We start from the raw sequence: 19,241 nt of genomic DNA on the forward strand, positions 1-19,241 counted from the left end.
AAAAAATGAAGCGTGAATATATGGCTGCAGCGGCCCAATTAGGGCCAATAGCTAAGGATGAACCGCGCAGTTCGGCTGTGTCTCGAATGGTTTCATTGCTACATGAAGCAAAGGCGCGCGGCGTTGAAGTAGTAGTGTTTCCAGAATTGGCGCTGACCACATTTTTTCCGAGATGGTACACTGAGGATGATGCTGAGTTGGATGCATGGTTTGAAACTCAGATGCCGAATGCTGATGTGCAGCCTTTATTTGACGCAGCCGCAAAACTTAATGTTGGTTTTTACCTCGGCTATGCCGAGTTGGTTGTGCAAAATGGGAAGAAGCAACGGTTCAACACATCAATAATTGTTGACGGTTCTGGGAAGATTGTCGGGAAATACCGTAAAATCCATTTGCCTGGCCATTTTGAACATGAACCATGGCGACCATTTCAACATCTCGAAAAGTGTTACTTTGAAAAAGGAGACTTAGGATTTCCGGTTTTCGATGCGTTTGGCGGTAAGGTTGGCATGTGTATATGCAATGACCGACGTTGGCCCGAGACGTTTAGGGTCATGGGCTTGCGAGGAGCAGAGTTAGTCATGCTCGGCTACAATACGCCGCGACATTATCCTCTTGCTCCAGAGCACGATCACTTACAAGATTTTCATAATCATTTGTGCATGCAGGCGAGTGCCTATGCAAATGGTTGCTGGGTTATCGGGACTGCGAAAGCAGGATTAGAAGAAAACTGCGATTTGATCGGTGGTAGCTGCATCATCGCGCCAACCGGAGAAATTGTGGCCAAAGCACAGGGCGTCGGTGACGAACTGGTAATCGCCAAGATCAATTTGGATCGTTGTAAAGAACTGCGCGAGAACGTTTTCAATTTTTCGCTTCATCGACAGCCGGACGAATACAAAGATATTTGCGCGCTAAAGTAAGGTGCTTTGGCTCATTTTGTGCTAGCTAAACTCTTGGAAAAGGACTGCGAAAAATATCAACCGCCACCACTAGCTAGTTCAGGGATCTCGCTGAATTGCGTGCTCGATGCGCTTGCCTAAGTTCATCGCAATTTGAGTGCCGAATGCCACGCAGTATTTGTGATTTTCTGCGACAACAGCCGGTAGGTGTGTCGCATTCATCAGGGCCTTGTCTATCCCTGCGAGGCCAGCCCCACCTCCCGTGAGAACTAGTCCGTTTTCCTGAATGTCTCCAGCCAAATCAGGCGGTGTCTGCTCCAGGAGGAGCATCACGGCCTCGCAGATACTACTCACCAACGGCCGCAGCGCCTCGGCCATGTCTGCCTGCGTGACCTCGATTTCTTGTGGCAGGCCACTGACGCTGTGACGACCCCGAACGCTCGCCTTGCGCCCGACGCCGTCATTGGGCGAGACGGCTGTGCCGATCTCAAATTTCAGCATTTCACAAGTGGCCAAGCCGACATTTAGATTATATTTCTTTTTGATGAATGCGGCTATCGCCGCGTCAAAGTGGTCCCCGCCAACTCGGATCGACTGCGCGACGACAATGCCCCCTAGAGACAGCACCGCAACCTCGGTCGTGCCGCCGCCAATGTCCACGATCATGGAGCCCGTAGGTTCCAGAACTGGCATTCCGGCGCCCAGTGCGGCCGCCATCGGCTCCTCGACAAGGCCGACACGGCGGCCGCCAGCGGCCTCAACGGACGCCTTGATCGCGCGCTTCTCCACTGGCGTGGCGCCATATGGCACGCACACAAATACAACTGGCTTTCGAAACGCAAAATTATTCAGCACTTTTTTAAAGAATGCAGAAATCATGTCCTGGGCCGCGTCAAAATCCGCAATCACGCCATCGGACAGTGGGCGGATGGCCAATATACTCTCCGGCGTCTTTCCCAGCATGAGTTTGGCGTCATCCCCAACCGCCAGGAGCCGCTTCTGACCATTTTTCATCTGATAGGCGATAACCGAGGGCTCATCTAAGACGACGCCATTCTTGTTGTCGACGATGACAATATTGGCCGTACCTAAGTCAATGCTAATCTCATAAGCCAAGAATTTCCCCTCACTATTAAGCTCTTGGCCTTTTGATGGCGCAGGCTAGTGGCTGACTGCGTTGCCCCCGGAATTCCAACGCGCTCCGTTCTTCATTCTTTCATTCAACTAAATTCACAAAAATATCAAATGCAATCAATGTTTTTTCTGAGCTACAAAATTTCTCTACGCACTTTCCCAGACGTTGTGCTCTGCCTTCTCAAGGTATCGAGCTAAAACTGCATGGGTCCGCCAGCCACCTGCACGCATTATGGCGATACTGTCGTTCCCCTGTCTCAGTAATTCCTGAGCGGCTCCCACACGAAGTGAGTGGGCGCTGAAGTCATCGACGACCCACTTGTCGTACCCGGCCAAACGCGCGCTCGACTTGATAATATTTTTCACCGTGGAGCCAGAGAGTGGCCGATTGATCGCCACGCCGCGATAGATCGCGCAAAAGAGGGGCCCTATCTCCCCACCGCGCCACTCGAGCCATTGACCCACGAGCTCTGCGGAGCGGGGAGACGTGAAGGCAATCCGGCCATGACCGGACTGATCTGTCTTGGAGCGGCGCAGGATCACCTCCAGCGTGCCGTCCCGGCGCCAACTCACATCCTCGCTGCGCAGCGCGGTGATCTCTGATCGACGCGCTAACAAGTCATAGCCGAGCGAGAGCAGGGCCCTATTGCGGAGCCCCCAAGGTGTGCCCGGCTGCACGTCGAGGAGTTCGTGTAATGCGGCTAGGCTGAGCCCCCGAGCCTGCTTGGGCCGCGTTGGCCGCGCCCGCGCAATCCGGCGCAGGCACAATTCCACTTCTGGATCATCTGTGGGGTCAGACACTCCCGCCAGCGTGAAGACGCGGCGGGCACTGTAGACACGCCGCAGGACAGTGCCATGACACATGCCACGCTCCGCCTCATGCTCTAAGAAGTCACAGACATCCTCGGGCGATAGGGCATTCCAATTGAGCTCATGCCTCACGCACCAGTCGACTAACGTGCGCATGTCGGTATAGTATGACTTGATAGTGGCGGGCGCGTATGCGCCGTTGAGGGGTGCGATAAAATCCTGCCAATTATCTGATTGGGTACCCATGAAGTATATTTTGAACTAAATTGGTCCAAAATGCAAGAAGAACATGAAATTTGTGCAAGCCAAATAATTCTTGCACGTGCAGCCCTCGGATTATCAATTAGAGAGCTGTGTGTGAACACAGGAATAAGTATGTCGTCCCTGAAAAGGTATGAGCTGGCTAATGCTGTTCCTTCGACGACGAAGGGACACTTGGCGCTTTTGAAGTCGTTCTTTGAAGCCCGCGGCATTGAGTTCGTGGGCGCGCCGGACGAGGGCCCGGGCATCCGGATATGGGATCGGGATAGCGGCTAGCGCGGTCGCGTCAAAAGCTCTGGCAGTTTCATATAAAGCGGAGCAAGAGACCCCCAATTTTACACTTCCCGCTCACTATTACCCAATGTCCAGGGCCTGCAACGGTTCGGGACCAGACCCGGCTCAGGGTCGCGATATCCCTTACAGCTTGCCCATCATGAGATAAACGCTAACTAATACTACAATTAGTGTAGAAGGGGGGCGTGCCACTTGATCTCTAAGGCAATTAAAATTTCAGTATGTGCCGCGTTAGCGTCCGTCGCTCCTAGTTTCGCGATCGCTCAGTCGGGCCTGGCGGACGCCTTCTGCCAGGCCTACATGCCCGTCGTGGAGCAGTCTCTCTACATGCGCGACCAGGGCATCCCCATTGGCGTGTCGAAGGACATGGCCGACTCCGCATTCGACACCAATCGCGAGCTGTGGCTGTGGCTAAATCAGGCCATAGACCTCGCATACCAGGACCCGGGTCTCGTCCGCGCGGCCATTAGCGATGGGCGCATGATGCAGAGCTGCGTCGCCTCCGTACGCGGATATTGAGGGCCGCCCGATGAAGTTTTCATTGTCAGCCTTAATAGCAGTCGCCCTTATCACATTCGCGGGCCCGGCGGCGGCGGCCTGCGGCGCGGGCGAGGTCTCCGTATTCTCCTGCTCGATCGCCTCAAACGGCAATCGCCTTGAGGTTTGCCGATCGGAGACGTGGCTGGGATACAGCTACGGCCCCGCGAAGGGCAGCCCCGACCTGGAGCTGTCGGCAGACATCTACACTGACTTCCGCCCGTGGCTCGACGGCGATGCCGTGCGAGAGGACATATTCCGCTTCCGCAATGGCGACTACCGCTACGACGTCGTAAGCGGCCTGACGGCCTCGGGCAATGACGACGTGGCCTACGGCCGCGTGGACGTCTACCAGAACCAGGACCGGATCGCGTCTCTAGAGTGCAACCCGTCCTCTCTGATGACCCAGTCATCGGCGCTCTACGAGGAGCTGGACGGGTTGGCGCTCTGCTGGAATGACGGCCTTGACCGCTGGGCCGAGTGCCCCGAGGCGGAGCCCGAGCCCGAAGTGGGCTCAGTGCCCGGAAAGCCACCCCTGCCAAGCGCAGGCAATAATCCGGCCCCGGGCAAAGTCCCGCAGCCACAGGCGCCTTCCGACCAGCCCGCCCAGCCAGTGGACGCGGGCAGTGACACGCTGAACACGGTGACCGAGACCCAATGGACGCTCTACGGCACGCCATCCTGCGGGATTGGCGGAGAGGTGACCGACTACCAGCGCTTCCTGCCGACGGAGTACTACAACGTCATCACGGGCACTGAGTATCACTCCGACGACATGCGGGTGGAGTACTTCCGCGTGGACGAGGCCCGCCGCCGTTTCGAGGCCAGCTATTCAACCTGGGTGGCCATGGCCCCGGCCCACCCCTGGACGATTATAGAATACGTGGGCGTGCTGCAGGCAGACGGCTCCATGAAGCTCTCGACAGTGATACAGCAGGTTGACTTCGACACCGTCAACGACCTCGTCCCGCGCTACGATACGACGCGCGAGGAGGAGACGCTATGGCCCTGCGACAACCTCCCCGAGGCGTCGGCCGGATCCGATGGCGCAACGCGCGTACTCGTCCAAGTGCCCGACGGATTAGACCCTGACGCATATGACAGCTGCGACGCGGTATTCAGTGCGGCGTTCGACGGGCTGGACGTGCCAATCATGACTGTATTCGAGCAGGTGGACGGGACCTGGCAGGCCGAGAACTTCCACACGGCCCACTGCGAGGAAAATAGCCCGAACATGTGCCCCTTCATGGGGGGTGAGTGGACCCAGAACCCCCGCGAAGTCTCGTCGAACCCGATCGTGCTGGAGATCACCAACGACGGCTGCACGAGCAGCTATGAGTTCATTCTCGAAGGGCGCTCGGGTGTCGCAAACGGCTCGAGCCGCGGCGACTGCGCGTTTGGGGGTGAGCCCTTCACCTACGCAGTGATCGACTGCGCGCAGTAAACACCCGCACCCACCCAATGCGTGAGGGGAGGGCGCGAGGCACCACTCGGAGCAGTGACGCGCCCGGAACGCGGTTCAGAGGAGAAAACATAAGCCACTGAAATTATTCACTGAAACGCGTTCCACACGCGCGGCTGCGTGCTCAACAACTTTTCAGGATTTCTAAATTCCCGATAAGGTCACAACCCCCTCACACCCCCTCCACAATCTCGCGCATGGCGGTGAGGAATTGTGCGACTTCGGTTTCGGTGTTGTAGTGGCACATTGAGACGCGTACGGCGGCGTCTAGGCCCAAGGGGGAGAGCACGTTGCCTGAATAATGATCCGCCTTGCGGGTATGGGTGCGGATGCCGCGTTCGCGCAGTTTGGTGACAATATAAGGCGCGGCTTGGCCCTTGACGGTCAGGCAAACCAGACCCTCGCGGGCGGGGTTCTCGAGGCCGCCGATGATGTCGACCTCCGCCATATCTTTGAGGCCTTTGATATTGCCAATGCCGTTGATCATGGCATCGGTGAGGTGTTTTTCATGGGCGTGGATCGCCTCGCCTGCCGCGACAATCCGCGCGCGAGGATCGGTCTGGTTCGAAACTTCGCCGCCGAGCCAGACAAAATAATCCACCACATCGGAAAAGGTCACATAGGCACCCGTATCACGTGTGCCGAATTCCCATGGGTTTCCGGGCGCATCAATCAGATGTTCGTGCTTGATCGCATGCAGCCTGTCGCTGACCCAAGCCACGCCATAGCCATGACGCGAGAAGACCTTATAGGGCGAGATGACATAGCCATCGACATCATAGCTTTCGATATCAAGCCTGCCATGCGCGGCGTGCTGGATGCCATCAACGATGATGATGCAATCAGGCGCGATTTTGCGGATTTCGGCGGCAATGGCGCCCACATCCACACCCATGCCCGTGACGGGCGAGGTGTGCAGGATCGTGGCCACGCGGGTATCTGGGGTGATTTCGGGGCGATAGGCCTCGGGGCCGACTGTGCCCGTGGTGTCATCATGCGCGACAAGAATATGGGGTTTGCCCGCCACTTCGGCCCAATGGGCGGCGGCACTGCGCGAGGCGGGATGCTCCAATGTGCTGCCCAAAACGCGGCCTGCGCCCGTGCCGACAATCGCGGTTCGGATCAAGCGAAACAGCAATTCTGTTCCGCTTTCGCCGACGAAAAACTGCCCCTTCGGTGCGTTGAAAAACAACCGCATATCTGCCTTTGCTTTGTCAATCAGCGCCACAAGGGCATGGGCGGCAGGGTTGTCACGGCCTTGATTGTCAGGGATGGCGGCGAATTTGGCCGAAGTTTCGACCACAGAATTCAAGGTCAATGCACCGCCTGCATTCTCGAAGAACACCCGAGGCCCTTCAAAGGGGCAGGTGTCCACATGGGCGAAGCGACCGCGAATTTCATCCAACAAACCCGATTTTTCACTCAGCATTTGACCATTTCTTTCCAGACAGTAAGGTTGCGCCTCTTAGGGCAGAGGGCGATAAAACGTCCCAAATCAGCGCGCCCATAGGAGTGAGGAAATCGCAAATGAGCAACCCCCTTTTTGATGCCTTATTGGCCCCCCATCAGAGCAAGGAGAGCAGCTTTCTCATTTTGCCGGACGGGTCAGAAATGGCACATAGCGCATTCCTTGGTTTGGCCAACCAAATGGCGCATGCTTTGCGCGCCGCCGATGTGGGGGTGGGGGATCGGGTTGCGGTGCATGTTGAGAAAACCGCGCCTGCCTTGGCGCTTTATGCGGCGTGTATCACGGCGGGTGCTGTGTTTTTGCCACTGAACACCGCCTACACGCCCGCAGAACTATCCTATTTCATCACTGATGCGGATGCGGCGCTGGTGGTTTGTGATCCGTCTGAACTGGCTGCCTTGACCCCAATTGCCGAAACCTGCAAGGCGGCAATCCTGACCTTGGATGCGTCAGGGCAGGGCAGTTTGGCCCGTGCGGCGGCGCAACACCCCACGGAATTTACGCCCGTGCCACGCGGCCAGAATGATCTTGCAGCGCTTCTTTACACTTCGGGGACAACAGGCCGCTCCAAGGGGGCGATGTTGACCCATGAGAACCTGCTGTCAAACGCGCGCGCCTTGGCCGAGGAGTGGCGCTTTAAAAGGGATGATGTGCTGCTGCACGCTTTGCCGATATTCCATTCGCATGGGCTTTTTGTTGCTTGCAATGTCAGCTTGTTGGCAGGCAATGCGATGATCTTTCTGCCAAAATTTGACCAAGAGGCAATTATGCAGCTCTTGCCGCGCGCCACCACGATGATGGGCGTGCCAACCTTCTACACGCGGCTGTTGGAGGATGCCCGCTTCACCCGTGAGTTGGTCGCGCATATGCGGCTGTTTGTGTCTGGCTCTGCCCCGCTTTTGGCGGAAACCCATTTGGCTTTTGAAGGGCGCACAGGTCACCGCATTCTTGAAAGATACGGGATGACTGAGACGAATATGAACACCTCAAACCCCTATACGGGGGATCGGCGCGCAGGAACCGTGGGCTTCCCCCTGAAGGGGGTGGAGGTGCGTGTCTGTGATTCTGAGACGCGCGCAGAATTACCCACGGGTGAGATCGGGATGCTTCATGTGCGCGGGCCAAATGTATTTTGTGGCTATTGGAATATGCCTGAAAAAACCCGTGAAGAACTGCTTGACGATGGGTTTTTCATCACGGGCGATTTGGCCAAGATTGACGCGGATGGCTATATCACCATTGTGGGGCGGGGTAAGGATTTGATCATCTCCGGCGGGTTTAACATTTACCCAAAAGAGATCGAGATGTTCCTCGATGCGCAGTCAGGGGTTAAGGAAAGCGCTGTCATCGGGGCCCCGCATTCCGATTTTGGGGAAAGCGTGGTCGCGGTCTTGGTGCCTGAGGCGGAAGGCAGTATTGATTTGGATGCCATCCTTGCGGCGGCCAAGGCCGAACTTGCAGGTTTCAAGCGCCCCCGTCATTTCGCGATTGTCGATGCCTTGCCACGCAATACAATGGGCAAGGTGCAAAAGGCCGAGATGCGCAAAACCTATGCAGATGTGTTTCAGGCTTAGACAGGTGGGGTCGGGCGGCGTTCCAAATCTGCGCGCCGCTCGCGTGCGAAGACATACAAACCTGACCCCACGATAATCGCGATACCCAACCATGTCAGGCTATCTGGGAAATCTCGGAACAGGAAATACCCCACCGCGACCGATCCCGCGATTTCGAGATATTGCAGCGGCGCGATTGTAGCTGTGGGTGCCAGTTTTAAGGCGACTGACAGCAACAGATGAGAAATTGTGGCCAGGATACCCACGGCCAATAAGGCCATTATGGCAAATTCACTGGGCCAAACGGGATCTAACCATGGGTTGTTCGTGCCCTCAAACCCAATAATGAGGGGCAGGATTAACAGGGATGCCCCCAAGGCCGTATAAGCTTGAAGCGCGATTGGATGTTGGCGGTCTGACATCGTGCGCGTGAGGATCATATAGGCGGCAAATGTCACAGCCGTGCCAAGGGGGAGTAACGCCACAAACCCCAATTCCTGAAAGCTTGGTTGGATCACAAAAAGCGCACCGATAAACCCAATAACACAGGCGGTTATACGGCGCGGGCCAACCTGCTCGCCCAGCAAAAGGCCCCCCATGAGGGTTAAGATGAATGGCTCGACAAAGAAGATGGCCATAGCATTTGCAATCGGCATGTATCGAATGGCTGAGAAAAAGCAAAATGTTGCCAAGAGCAGCATCAAGCCGCGCATCAGATGCCCCACAACATCGCGCGCCGTGGGACGCATGGCGACCCCCATCATAATCGCCATGGGGATCAGGATCACAACTTGAACCCCAAAGCGCGCCGCAACAATTTGCAGCACAGGCACTTCATTTGGGGTCAGCTTGGCCATCCCGTCCATGATTGGGGCGGTGATGCAAAAGCCGATCATAAAAAGAATGCCCAAAACGGGCTTATCTGCGGTGCTGCGCATGCGGTAATCCATCGTGAGAGTGGCCCCAACAAACAGGGGCGCATGGCCCATCACTGGCACGATCAGGTGGTTTTGGGAATGATAATTTGCGGGGCAGGGGTTTAGGCCATGACCTCGTTGCGATCATCATCGCGCAAGGGGGCTGGGCGGGGGGCAGGTGTTGCGAAGACGATCAACCCCATCACATCTTCTCCACGATCTTGGCGAATAGGGGCTTTGGTGATCTGCGGCGGGGCAAAGCCCGCTTGTGCCAGAAGATCGGTGATATATCCCTGTGAATGGGTGAAGCGGCGCGATGCCATCAGACGCAGGGGCGCATCCCCAGCCTCAACCGTGAAACAAAGCCGCCCTTCGGGCAAAAGCGCATCGGCGCACCACCCAATCACCTGTTCCAATGCACCGATATAATTGAACACATCCGCCGCAACGATCAGATCATAACTTGGGCCGATAAGGGCCAGTTCCGTGATATCGCATTTTTCCAGCCTGTCGTAACAGCCCTTTTCTTGCGCCTCTGACAACATGGCCGCAGAGAGGTCATACCCAACAAGCTGCGCTGCAAGCGGCCGCAACAGAACCCCCATCAGACCTGTGCCGCATCCCAAATCCAGTGCAGCATCGGTGTGGCGAAGGTCTGTGCGCGACAACTCTTCGGCAATTAATTCTGGTGCGCGATACCCAAGCCCCTCGCGCAGTGATTTCTCGAAGCGCGGCGCATATTGATCAAATAATGTCTCGATAAAGGCCGCGGGCATGCGGTCGGTGATGGGGTCAGCTCGCGCGATAAGATCGCATTTCATCGCTGCACCGAAAGGATCGCTTGGGTCGAGGCTCATGGCCTTACGCCAAGCTGCAAGCGCCAAATCTGCTTCGCCTGTGGCCTCGTGATATTCACCCAAACGATACCACCCAGCCGCCCAATCAGGGGATAATTCAAGCGCGGAATTTAACGCCTCGACTGCGCCTGCAGCATCGCCTAAATGGGCCAGGGTTTCGGCAAAAGATGCGCGCCTATCTGCCGCCGTATCGCCAGAGGAAAAGGTGTTAAACCCCATGATTTTTTAACTTTAAACCTTGGCCTAACGTCTTTGTTGCGTCCGTGGCCATGAAACTACGGCTGAGCCCCGTAGCAACGTCGCAGATATGTCCTGACTGTCCTGCAGTCAAGCACCTTAACACATCAAATCAAGGTATCACTTTGGCCTTCAATTTTTGTTGTAATCTTTGGATTTGGTAGCTTGCACGCAGATGCGATTAATTATCTACGACATGCTGACGTCACGGATCATTTGAAAGCCTGTATAACCGTTCTTTGCTATATCTTCACAACGGGCGCTGTAGACATCGAGCCCGCCAGCATACGGCATGAACACACGTGGTTTTCCGGGAATATTAGCTCCCAAATACCAAGAGTGGTTTGCCTTAGGTAGCAGGGTGTTACTTGCAACTGTATTCACGTGTTCTGTCCATTGAAACATCGCTTCTTCACGAACCTCAACGGATCGAACTTTGTTAGATTCAGCAAATTGTAATAAGTCAGTAATCCAATTCACATTTTGCTCAATCGATCTTGGCATATTGGTTAAGACTGATGGGCTGCCTGGCCCAGTAACAATGAACATATTTGGAAAATGAGCTACGCCGACACCTAGATAAGTCTTTGGTCCGTCGCGCCATGCGTCACACAGCCGAAGGCCGTTTTTTCCGACTATGTCCATATTAAGAAGTGCGCCGGACATCGCATCAAAGCCAGTGGCAAATACTATGATATCGGCTTCGATCTTTGTCCCGTCCTCAAGAACCAAACCGTGCTTGTCTAATTTCGAAATCGGGTTTTCACGAACATCAACAAGATGAACATTCTTCCGATTGTAGGTTTCGAAATAATTTGTATCTATCGGGGGACGCTTTGTCGCGAATGGGTGATCGGACGGCAGTAACTTTTGGGCGGTGTCTTGGTTCCCGACAATTTCAAATATCTTTGAGCGTATAAAATCGGACATGATCTTATTTGATTGCTCGTTGAATAGAATGTCCTGAAAACTTTCGCGGAACCGAAGGCCTCCTACCTCCCAGGCTTCTTCTAAAATCTCGGTGCGTTCGTTTTCAGGTGTTTCAACTAGATTCCTTGGAGGAGCTGTCCATGGATGGCCATGCCGTGATGATAGCATCTGAGCCCTTACATGGTTTCGTTCTTTTGTAAATTTTGAATGAAAATCGGGGTGCAGTGGAGCATTTCTAGCTGGAACACTGTAATTGGGGGTACGCTGTAAGACGGTTAGCTGCTGCGCCTCTTCTGCAATCACTGGAATTGCCTGAATTCCGGTTGAGCCTGTGCCAATAATCGCTACCGATTTGTTGCGAAAATCTACGCCATCATGAGGCCATTGACCCGTATGGTATATTTGACCTTCAAATTCTTGCGCGCCATCAAAATCTGGAGTGTTCGTCGAGGACAAGCAGCCTACCGCCGATACCAGATATTTTGCTTCAATACTAAAGCCACTATTGCACTGTATTTGCCAGCATGCCGTGTCTTCATTCCACACAGCTGTTTTGACGCGTTGATCAAGATAAATGTCACGTCGCAAATGCAATTTGTCTGCACAAAAATTCAGATAGGAGAGTATCTCAGCTTGGCCCGGATATCGCTCTGACCATCTCCATTCGTTCAGAATTTCGTCGGAAAAATAATAACAATATGTGTGGCTTTCTGAGTCACACCGAGCGCCCGGGTACCGGTTCCAGTACCAAGTTCCTCCAACACCAGCGCCAGCCTCAACAATAGCGGCTTTCAAGTGCAATTTATCCCGCAATAAATGAAGCTGATATAGGCCGGAAAATCCAGCGCCGATGATGAGGGCATCAAGCTGTAATTTCGATCCATTAGCTACGGGGTGTTGATCAATCGATGTGTTTGCCATTGTCTTTTTAAACATTAGTGTTTCAGAATTTCCTCTAGGAGCTAGCACTGTAACGTGACTATTCTAGTCTGGACAGAGCCAAGGCAGTTGTTGCGTTTGGGTTGAAGTTTTTGAGCTGTTCGGGAGGTGAATTATGAGAGAGATAGTGATTGGCGGCGCCCAAATGGGCGCGATTCAAAAAGCCGATACCAGAGAAGCTGTCGTGGATCGGATGATTGTTTTGCTTGATCAGGCAAAAGCAGCGGGCTGCGATCTGGTCGTATATCCCGAACTAGCTCTTACAACTTTTTTCCCGCGCTGGTTTATTGATAACCAATCAGAGGTTGATTTTTGGTTTGAAAATGAAATGCCTAATGCTGCAACTGCGCCACTTTTTGCAGCAGCGAAGAAAGCTCAGATAGCGATAAGTTTTGGATATGCGGAACGCACTCAAGATGGGCATTACTACAACACTTCTGTGCTCACTGATCGAGATGCGAACATAATTGGCACGTATAGAAAGGTGCATTTGCCTGGGCATTCGGAATATGATCCCGAGCGCTCATTCCAGCATCTCGAAAAACGCTATTTTGAGCCTGGCAATCTTGGATTTCCAGTGTGGAAAAATTTGAATGCAAGAATGGGGATGTGTATCTGTAACGATCGCCGTTGGCCCGAAGTATATCGTGAAATGGGTTTGCAAGGTGTCGAGCTGGTGATGCTTGGATACAATACTCCGACGGTGAATAGTCAGTTATCTGATGAAGGTATTGAGCAAAGGCTTTACCATTCTGAACTTTCGATGACTGCAGGCGCTTATCAAAATGCGACTTGGGTGGTGGGTATTGCAAAAGCCGGTTTGGAGGACGGACACCCTCTAATGGCAGGATCAATAATCGTAGATCCTAATGGTTATGTTGTTGCGAGAGCTTCCTCTGAGGTCGATGAACTTGTTGTTCATGCTTGTGATATGGATGCTTGTACCTTTGGTAAAACAACAATTTTTGACTTTGGCCGGCATCGTCGTATCGAACATTATCAACGGATAGGTACACAAGCTGGTGTAGTTATAAATGACTGACCAAAAGCATTGCACGCTCAGAATAAGTCGTCTGAGTTTGAGAAGGCGTTGCGTTGGTTTGGGCGTCTGATGACTAGAGACGGATTTTGGAGCGGTCAAAATGGCTGAAAAGATTAACAGACATTCGCGCGGCGTATTTATCATTTCCGTTACACCATTCTCGAAAAACGGAGCGCTTGATTTAGAAAGCGCTGACCGATTGATCGAGTTTTACATCGAATGTGGTGTAACCGGCATGACCATTCTCGGTATAATGGGCGAAGCTCAAAAACTATCAGCGCAAGATGCCATTCAGTTCTCCAAGCATGTTTTGGATCGTGTCGCAGGTCGAATTCCAGTTGTGGTTGGCGTATCTGGCGCCGGTTTGGGGAACCTATCTGATCTGACTAAATCCGTCATGGATGATGGTGCTGCAGGTGTAATGGTAGCTCCCATGCCTGGTCTTGTGCACGAGGTGAAAATAAAAAACTACTTTGGTGAAGTTTGTAAGGCTCTAGGGGATGATGTCCCGATTTGCCTGCAAGACTACCCACAGACAACAGGCGTTAACTTTAGCGTAGAAACAATCCTCGATTTAACTCGCACTTACGCACAAATTGTTATGCTAAAACATGAAGATTGGCCTGGACTAACTAAACTTTCACAGGTTCGCGCTCAAAGTGGCACTGACCATACGCCGAGATTGTCTATTCTAACGGGAAATGCCGCTTTATTTCTTCCTCAAGAACTTCAGCGCGGAGCTGATGGAGCAATGACAGGTTTTGCCTACCCTGAAATGTTAGTGAACGTGGTAAACCGGTATCAAGAAGGTGACTTAGATGCAGCTGAAAACCTCTTTGATGCTTACTTGCCTTTAGTGCGCTACGAACATCAGCTTGGTATCGGCTTAGCTATACGCAAGGAGATACTATTCCGTCGAGGTGTAATTGAAAGTCCTACTGTAAGAGCTCCTGGTCCTGCGCTTAGCGATGTCGACCACGCCGAGCTAACGCGTTTAATAGAGCGCCTGAATGTAAGATTGTCTGAACTGCAGTAAAATATTTTCAATTTAATTAGGTCTGGAGAGAACGGTGCAGCATGATTTGGTGATAAAGGGCGGTAAAGTTGTCACCGCGTCCGAAATCTTCGTTGCTGATGTTGGCGTTTCGGGTGGTAAGATTGCCACATTGGGTAGCGATCTGTCGGGTGATGAGGTCATTGATGCTACCAATAAACTGGTAATGCCAGGCGGAATTGAAGCGCATTGCCACATCGCTCAGGAGAGCGGCATGGGCCTCATGAGTGCTGATGACTATGAAACTGGATCAATATCAGCGGCGTTTGGTGGAAATTCTTGTTTCGTACCGTTCGCAGCTCAAAAAGTTGGTCAGAGTGTTGCTGAAACGCTTTCTACCTATGACGGCAGGGCTTCAACAAAATCAGTTATCGACTACTCTTATCATCTCATACTTACCGATCCGAATGCAGATGTTCTGGCAGAGCTTCCAGGCGTCTTTGAGAGGGGGATTACCTCTTTCAAAATTTTCATGACTTATGCGACCCGAGTCAGTGATGCGCAAATACTTAATATTATGACCGCTGCGCGACGCTATGGGGGCCTTACCATGGTCCACGCTGAAAATCATGACATGCTCACGTGGATGTCCTCTGCTTTAGTGGAGAATGGCTACACCGATCCCAAATTTCACGCTCCGTCGCGCCCAGCTATAGCTGAAGAAGAAGCAATCAATCGTGTAATAAGTTTAGCCAAGCTCACAAATGCCCCGTTGATGATTGTTCATGTTTCGACACCGAAGGGCGCAGCCTTGGTTGCTGAAGCGAGATCTGAAGGTGCATATATCTTTGGTGAAACTTGTCCGCATTACCTATTATTGACGCGAAATGATCTAGATCGCTCGGGCAAGGAAGGAGCAAAGTACATTTGTTCGCCGCCACTTCGTGACGAAAATACGCAATCAATTTTGTGGCGTCATGTCGCTGCTGGAACGTTTAGCGTTGTGTCATCGGACCACGCCCCTTACCGGTTCGATGATACGGGTAAGTTTGCCAATGGGCCGGACGTTGATTTCCGCAAAATAGCGAACGGAATGCCAGGTATTGAGATGCGATTGCCAATTCTGTTCTCAGAAGGTGTGATGAAGGGCCGAATTAACCTTAATCAGTTCGTAGCTTTATCGTCTACTAATGCGGCTCGATTGTATGGCATGCACCCTTTCAAAGGTACAATGGCCATTGGTGCAGATGCTGACATCGCGATATGGGATCCAAACCTCACGAAGGTGGCTGGTGAGACACATGATTATGTGAATTATAATCCATTTGAAGGGATGGAAATTACAGGTTGGCCAGTGACTGTTCTTACAAGGGGTCAAAAGATTGTTGAGAACGATAAGCTGATAGCTAATCCAGGTGATGGAGCATTCGTCAAACGGGGTCGTACCGATTTGTCGGGCTTAACCGGAACGCATTTGCCAGAAACTGATCCAATATACAATTTTGGGGCAAATATTATTACATGAACGGTCCGATAGTAGTAATTAATCCAAATTCGAATGAATTGGTTACCGAAGGCATAAGGGATGCGCTGAAGGAATTTAATCTTCCCAAAAGGCCTGCAATTGAGTGTGTCACTTTGACGGAGGGGCCGTTCGGAATCGAAAGTCAGTTGGATTCTGATAGTGTAATTATCCCGTTAGTTAATTTGGTACAGTCCCGAGCGGATGCGGGGGCTTTTGTTATAGCTTGTTATTCAGATCCAGGTCTTCACGCTTGCCGATCAATTACCCAAAAGCCTGTTTTTGGAATTCAAGAAAGTGGAGTGTTGAGCGCACTAGCTCGCGCAGATCGCTTTGGAGTTATCGCAATCTCAGAAGCCTCCATACAACGTCATTGGCGAGTTATGGCAAGGATGCAAGTTCTTGATCGGCTGGCCGGTGAATTGCCATTGAATATGAGCGTTGATGAAAGCGCTCGGGGCACTAAAACGCTCGAAAAACTTGTGAATGTGGGCGGACTTCTGAAAAAACAGGGCGCTGATGTGCTTGTTTTGGGGTGTGCTGGAATGGCAACGCACCGAAAAAAGCTGGAAGAGGCGCTTGGAATACCTGTGATTGATCCAACTCAAGCAGCTGTAGCATTGGCTATGGGAGTTTTGCTCTCAAACGCATAAGCAACTGTACAATCCGTAAGTGGTCATCCGCGATCGTTTTGAGAAAATTATTATTTTGTTAGCGGGACAAGTGATTAATATAGTCTGTTGAAGTTCTATGATTTCTCACGGAAATCCCTAATGATTGATCAATCAACCATGCTAGCTCGGACGGCTGTGCGTTGTTGAATTTACAATGAAAACTTTTTGATGTGTCTGTGGAAGCTAGTAATCTGATAAATAAAAGAAAAGTGGTGAAATTTGACTAATAAAATTGGGATTGTTTGGGCAAATCAATCCGCATCGTTAAAAAGTATTTTTTTGATGATAGCATCCACTTTCTTTGCTGCGACGATGCATGTTCTTGTAAGGATTAATACCGAAGACTTGCACGCCTTTGAGGTCGCTTTTTTCAGGAGTCTATTCGGGTTTATCGTGATTTTACCGATGATAGTTCGATCACGTTTTAAGTTTCTAAAAACGACTAAGTTACGGTTACACCTTGTCCGTGGTCTCTTAAACACAACTTCAATGCTAATGTTCTTTTCTAGTTTAGGATTGATTACGTTAGCTCGCGTTAATTCGCTAAGTTTCACAGCCCCAATCTTTTTGGCGATATTAAGCGTGATCTTCTTGGGTGAGCGCTTCCGGATCTATCGTTGGATGGCAATTGTCATGGGTTTCATAGGAATGCTCATCATTCTTCGCCCAGGTTTGTTGGAAATTGACACTGGTTCGATATTGGTACTTGCGTCAGCTTTTTTTTGGGCTGGATCAATGCTATTTATTAAAATCTTATCAAAAACTGACGATAGCTTGACCATAGTTTCTTGGATGGGCGTCACCACGATTATTTTATCGTTCATTCCAGCTATTTTGGTTTGGAAAACCCCAGATTTTAATCAACTTGTTTGGTTAGTCGTTATTGGATGCTTGGGATCTGCCACTCAGCTCACCCTTAGCCAGGCATTCAAGGAGGGGGACCCAACCTTATTGATGCCTTTTGACTATGTTAAGTTAATTTGGGGAATTGTATTCGGGTTTTGGCTCTTTGGCGAAGTCCCAGATGTTTTCACTTGGATCGGTGGAACTATAATTTTTGTCTCAGGAGTGCTCATTGCTATGAGAGAAAAGAAAAGTAACGCGAAGCCCGCACGTGCATCGACCTCAGTGGTTTAATAGTATCCGATGAAGCGCAACTACAGTACGAAATATCTGGCCAGCGAACTGAAATGTGCTGCGCTGAACGGGGGATATTAAGATGCGTTCTATAAAAACCATCCATATCGTATCCGCACATGCCGAAGGGGAAGTGGGTGACGTAATAGTCGGAGGGATACTACCCCCACCTGGCGAAACTTTGTGGGAGCAATCGCGATGGATTGCGAACAGCCAAGAGCTTCGGAACTTTGTTCTGAATGAGCCGCGTGGGGGAGTGTTTCGTCATGTAAACCTTCTAGTTCCACCCAAAAACCCCGAAGCCCAAGCCGCTTTCATCATAATGGAACCAGAAGACACACCTCCCATGTCAGGCTCTAACTCTATCTGCGTCGCGACCGTGCTGCTCGATAGCGGCATATTACCAATGGTCGAACCAGAAACGCACTTAGTGCTGGAGGCCCCTGGGGGCTTAGTTCGCGTGCGAGCCGAATGTAAAAACGGCAAAGCTGAGCGGATATTTGTACAAAATGTTCCCTCATTTGCAGGTGATTTAAATGAAAAAATTGAGGTCGAAGGCATTGGAACCGTCACTGTTGATACTGCTTATGGCGGAGATAGCTTTGTGGTAATTGATGCGCCATCAATGGGCTTCGCGCTTACCGAAGACGAAGCGCATGACATTGCGACACTTGGAGTTAAGATCAGTGATGCCACCACTACCCAGCTAGGCTTCACCCACCCAGAGAACCCTGATTGGCGACATATTTCCTTCTGTCTTTTCGCTGGCCCGCTGACCCGAGGCTCAAATGGGCTAGAAACAAAGGCAGCAGTCGCTATCAAACCAGGTAAGGTTGACCGCTCACCCACAGGCACAGCACTCTCAGCCCGCATGGCGCTTTTAAATGCTCGCGGGCAGATGAAAACGGGCGATCGGTTGACCGCAACTTCTCTGATTGGGTCAACTTTTTCAGGCACCATATTGGGCGAAACCTTCATAGGGGATAAACCCGCCATTCACCCCGAAATTTCGGGTCGAGGCTGGATTACAGGCATTCATCAACATATGCTTGACCCCTCCGACCCATGGCCTCAAGGTTATCGGCTATCTGACACATGGGGAGCTAGGTAAGTCGCGGGCAGGCGGAGTTTACCTTACCAAAACAGACATAAGCGGAAGCAACGCGCACGCAGGCGGGAGCAAACACGCAGCCACGCGCGTGTGGGACGGTGGTTCGAGTTTAGCGTGAAATTACGTCTAAGTTCGGCGTATAATTTGCCAGATTGGCCTATTTTACGAAATTTTTGCCTTGCGCGTATCGCCATTTACTTGTGTGGACGCCATGCAGCGTGGGGACGAATGTGGGGACGCAGAGCTTAGCAATTTACTAAGCTATTGAAGTTATTTTATATTTTGGGGGGATGTGGCAGCCCGTAGGGGAATCGAACCCCTCTTTCCAGGTTGAAAACCTGGCGTCCTAACCGATAGACGAACGGGCCACGCTTAGTGTGGGCGGTTCTTAGGAAATGTGCGGCTGAGGCGCAAGAGGATTCTGTACTTATGCGCGCTAATTTTTTATTTCATAAATTGA

General features: G+C 51.8%; 16 protein-coding genes and 1 tRNA gene. 10 read left to right on the plus strand and 7 right to left on the minus strand.

Going from position 1 to position 19,241, the window contains the following annotated elements; all coding sequences use genetic code 11:
- Window positions 1-5 precede the first annotated feature (5 nt).
- Entirely contained in the window at window positions 6-923 is a 918-nt protein-coding gene (locus tag AAC622_RS01575) for an N-carbamoyl-D-amino-acid hydrolase (RefSeq protein WP_340259983.1), read from the plus strand.
- A gap of 78 nt (window positions 924-1,001) precedes the next feature.
- On the opposite strand, the gene AAC622_RS01580 is transcribed toward AAC622_RS01575, so the two are convergent.
- Window positions 1,002-2,018, minus strand: coding sequence for a rod shape-determining protein (locus AAC622_RS01580; RefSeq protein ID WP_340259984.1), 1,017 nt, complete (start codon window positions 2,016-2,018; stop codon window positions 1,002-1,004).
- A 165-nt stretch (window positions 2,019-2,183) separates the two neighbouring features.
- On the minus strand, window positions 2,184-3,092 hold the full coding sequence (locus AAC622_RS01585) for a tyrosine-type recombinase/integrase (protein WP_340259985.1): 909 nt from the start codon (window positions 3,090-3,092) through the stop codon (window positions 2,184-2,186).
- A 501-nt stretch (window positions 3,093-3,593) separates the two neighbouring features.
- Here AAC622_RS01585 and AAC622_RS01590 point away from each other — a divergent pair.
- Window positions 3,594-3,920, plus strand: coding sequence for a hypothetical protein (locus AAC622_RS01590; RefSeq protein ID WP_340259986.1), 327 nt, complete (start codon window positions 3,594-3,596; stop codon window positions 3,918-3,920).
- 10 nt (window positions 3,921-3,930) lie between these two features.
- Window positions 3,931-5,382, plus strand: coding sequence for a hypothetical protein (locus tag AAC622_RS01595; RefSeq protein WP_340259987.1), 1,452 nt, complete (start codon window positions 3,931-3,933; stop codon window positions 5,380-5,382).
- Window positions 5,383-5,572: 190 nt separating this feature from the next.
- Here AAC622_RS01595 and AAC622_RS01600 read toward each other — a convergent pair whose 3' ends face one another.
- The gene (locus tag AAC622_RS01600; RefSeq protein ID WP_340259988.1) at window positions 5,573-6,829 is read right to left on the minus strand and encodes an aminotransferase class V-fold PLP-dependent enzyme; all 1,257 of its coding nucleotides are present in this window, start codon (window positions 6,827-6,829) and stop codon (window positions 5,573-5,575) included.
- A 98-nt stretch (window positions 6,830-6,927) separates the two neighbouring features.
- On the opposite strand from AAC622_RS01600, the gene AAC622_RS01605 reads away from it, so the two are divergent.
- Complete coding sequence (locus tag AAC622_RS01605) at window positions 6,928-8,442, plus strand: malonate--CoA ligase (RefSeq protein WP_340259989.1); 1,515 nt, start codon at window positions 6,928-6,930, stop codon at window positions 8,440-8,442.
- Here AAC622_RS01605 and AAC622_RS01610 read toward each other — a convergent pair.
- From AAC622_RS01610 to AAC622_RS01620, 3 genes are all read right to left on the minus strand, one after another.
- Window positions 8,439-9,359 (minus strand): DMT family transporter, encoded by a 921-nt coding sequence (locus AAC622_RS01610; protein ID WP_340259990.1) that lies wholly within the window; start codon window positions 9,357-9,359, stop codon window positions 8,439-8,441. The genes AAC622_RS01605 and AAC622_RS01610 overlap by 4 nt on opposite strands.
- Before the next feature lie 101 nt (window positions 9,360-9,460).
- On the minus strand, window positions 9,461-10,414 hold the full coding sequence (locus tag AAC622_RS01615; protein ID WP_340259991.1) for a class I SAM-dependent DNA methyltransferase: 954 nt from the start codon (window positions 10,412-10,414) through the stop codon (window positions 9,461-9,463).
- 207 nt (window positions 10,415-10,621) lie between these two features.
- Window positions 10,622-12,283, minus strand: coding sequence for a flavin-containing monooxygenase (locus AAC622_RS01620; protein WP_340259992.1), 1,662 nt, complete (start codon window positions 12,281-12,283; stop codon window positions 10,622-10,624).
- 133 nt (window positions 12,284-12,416) lie between these two features.
- On the opposite strand from AAC622_RS01620, the gene AAC622_RS01625 reads away from it, so the two are divergent.
- The 6 genes from AAC622_RS01625 (at window position 12,417) to AAC622_RS01650 (ending at window position 18,781) form a co-directional block, all read left to right on the plus strand.
- Window positions 12,417-13,343, plus strand: a complete 927-nt coding sequence (locus tag AAC622_RS01625; protein WP_340259993.1) for an N-carbamoyl-D-amino-acid hydrolase — start codon at window positions 12,417-12,419, stop codon at window positions 13,341-13,343.
- Window positions 13,344-13,443: 100 nt separating this feature from the next.
- Window positions 13,444-14,379 (plus strand): dihydrodipicolinate synthase family protein, encoded by a 936-nt coding sequence (locus AAC622_RS01630; protein ID WP_340259994.1) that lies wholly within the window; start codon window positions 13,444-13,446, stop codon window positions 14,377-14,379.
- Between the two features lie 34 nt (window positions 14,380-14,413).
- Window positions 14,414-15,862, plus strand: coding sequence for a dihydropyrimidinase (hydA, locus tag AAC622_RS01635; protein WP_340259995.1), 1,449 nt, complete (start codon window positions 14,414-14,416; stop codon window positions 15,860-15,862).
- Window positions 15,859-16,512 (plus strand): aspartate/glutamate racemase family protein, encoded by a 654-nt coding sequence (locus AAC622_RS01640; protein ID WP_340259996.1) that lies wholly within the window; start codon window positions 15,859-15,861, stop codon window positions 16,510-16,512. Before hydA ends, AAC622_RS01640 begins: the two co-directional genes overlap by 4 nt.
- 240 nt (window positions 16,513-16,752) lie before the next feature.
- Window positions 16,753-17,670, plus strand: coding sequence for a DMT family transporter (locus AAC622_RS01645; RefSeq protein ID WP_340259997.1), 918 nt, complete (start codon window positions 16,753-16,755; stop codon window positions 17,668-17,670).
- 82 nt (window positions 17,671-17,752) lie between these two features.
- Window positions 17,753-18,781: a trans-3-hydroxy-L-proline dehydratase gene (locus AAC622_RS01650; RefSeq protein WP_340259998.1), complete on the plus strand. Its 1,029-nt coding sequence runs from the start codon at window positions 17,753-17,755 to the stop codon at window positions 18,779-18,781.
- A 293-nt stretch (window positions 18,782-19,074) separates the two neighbouring features.
- On the opposite strand, the gene AAC622_RS01655 is transcribed toward AAC622_RS01650, so the two are convergent.
- Window positions 19,075-19,149, minus strand: a tRNA-Glu gene (locus tag AAC622_RS01655).
- Window positions 19,150-19,241 lie beyond the last annotated feature (92 nt).

The organism is Roseobacter sp. HKCCA0882 (assembly GCF_037805225.1).
GTDB lineage: Bacteria > Pseudomonadota > Alphaproteobacteria > Rhodobacterales > Rhodobacteraceae > M30B80.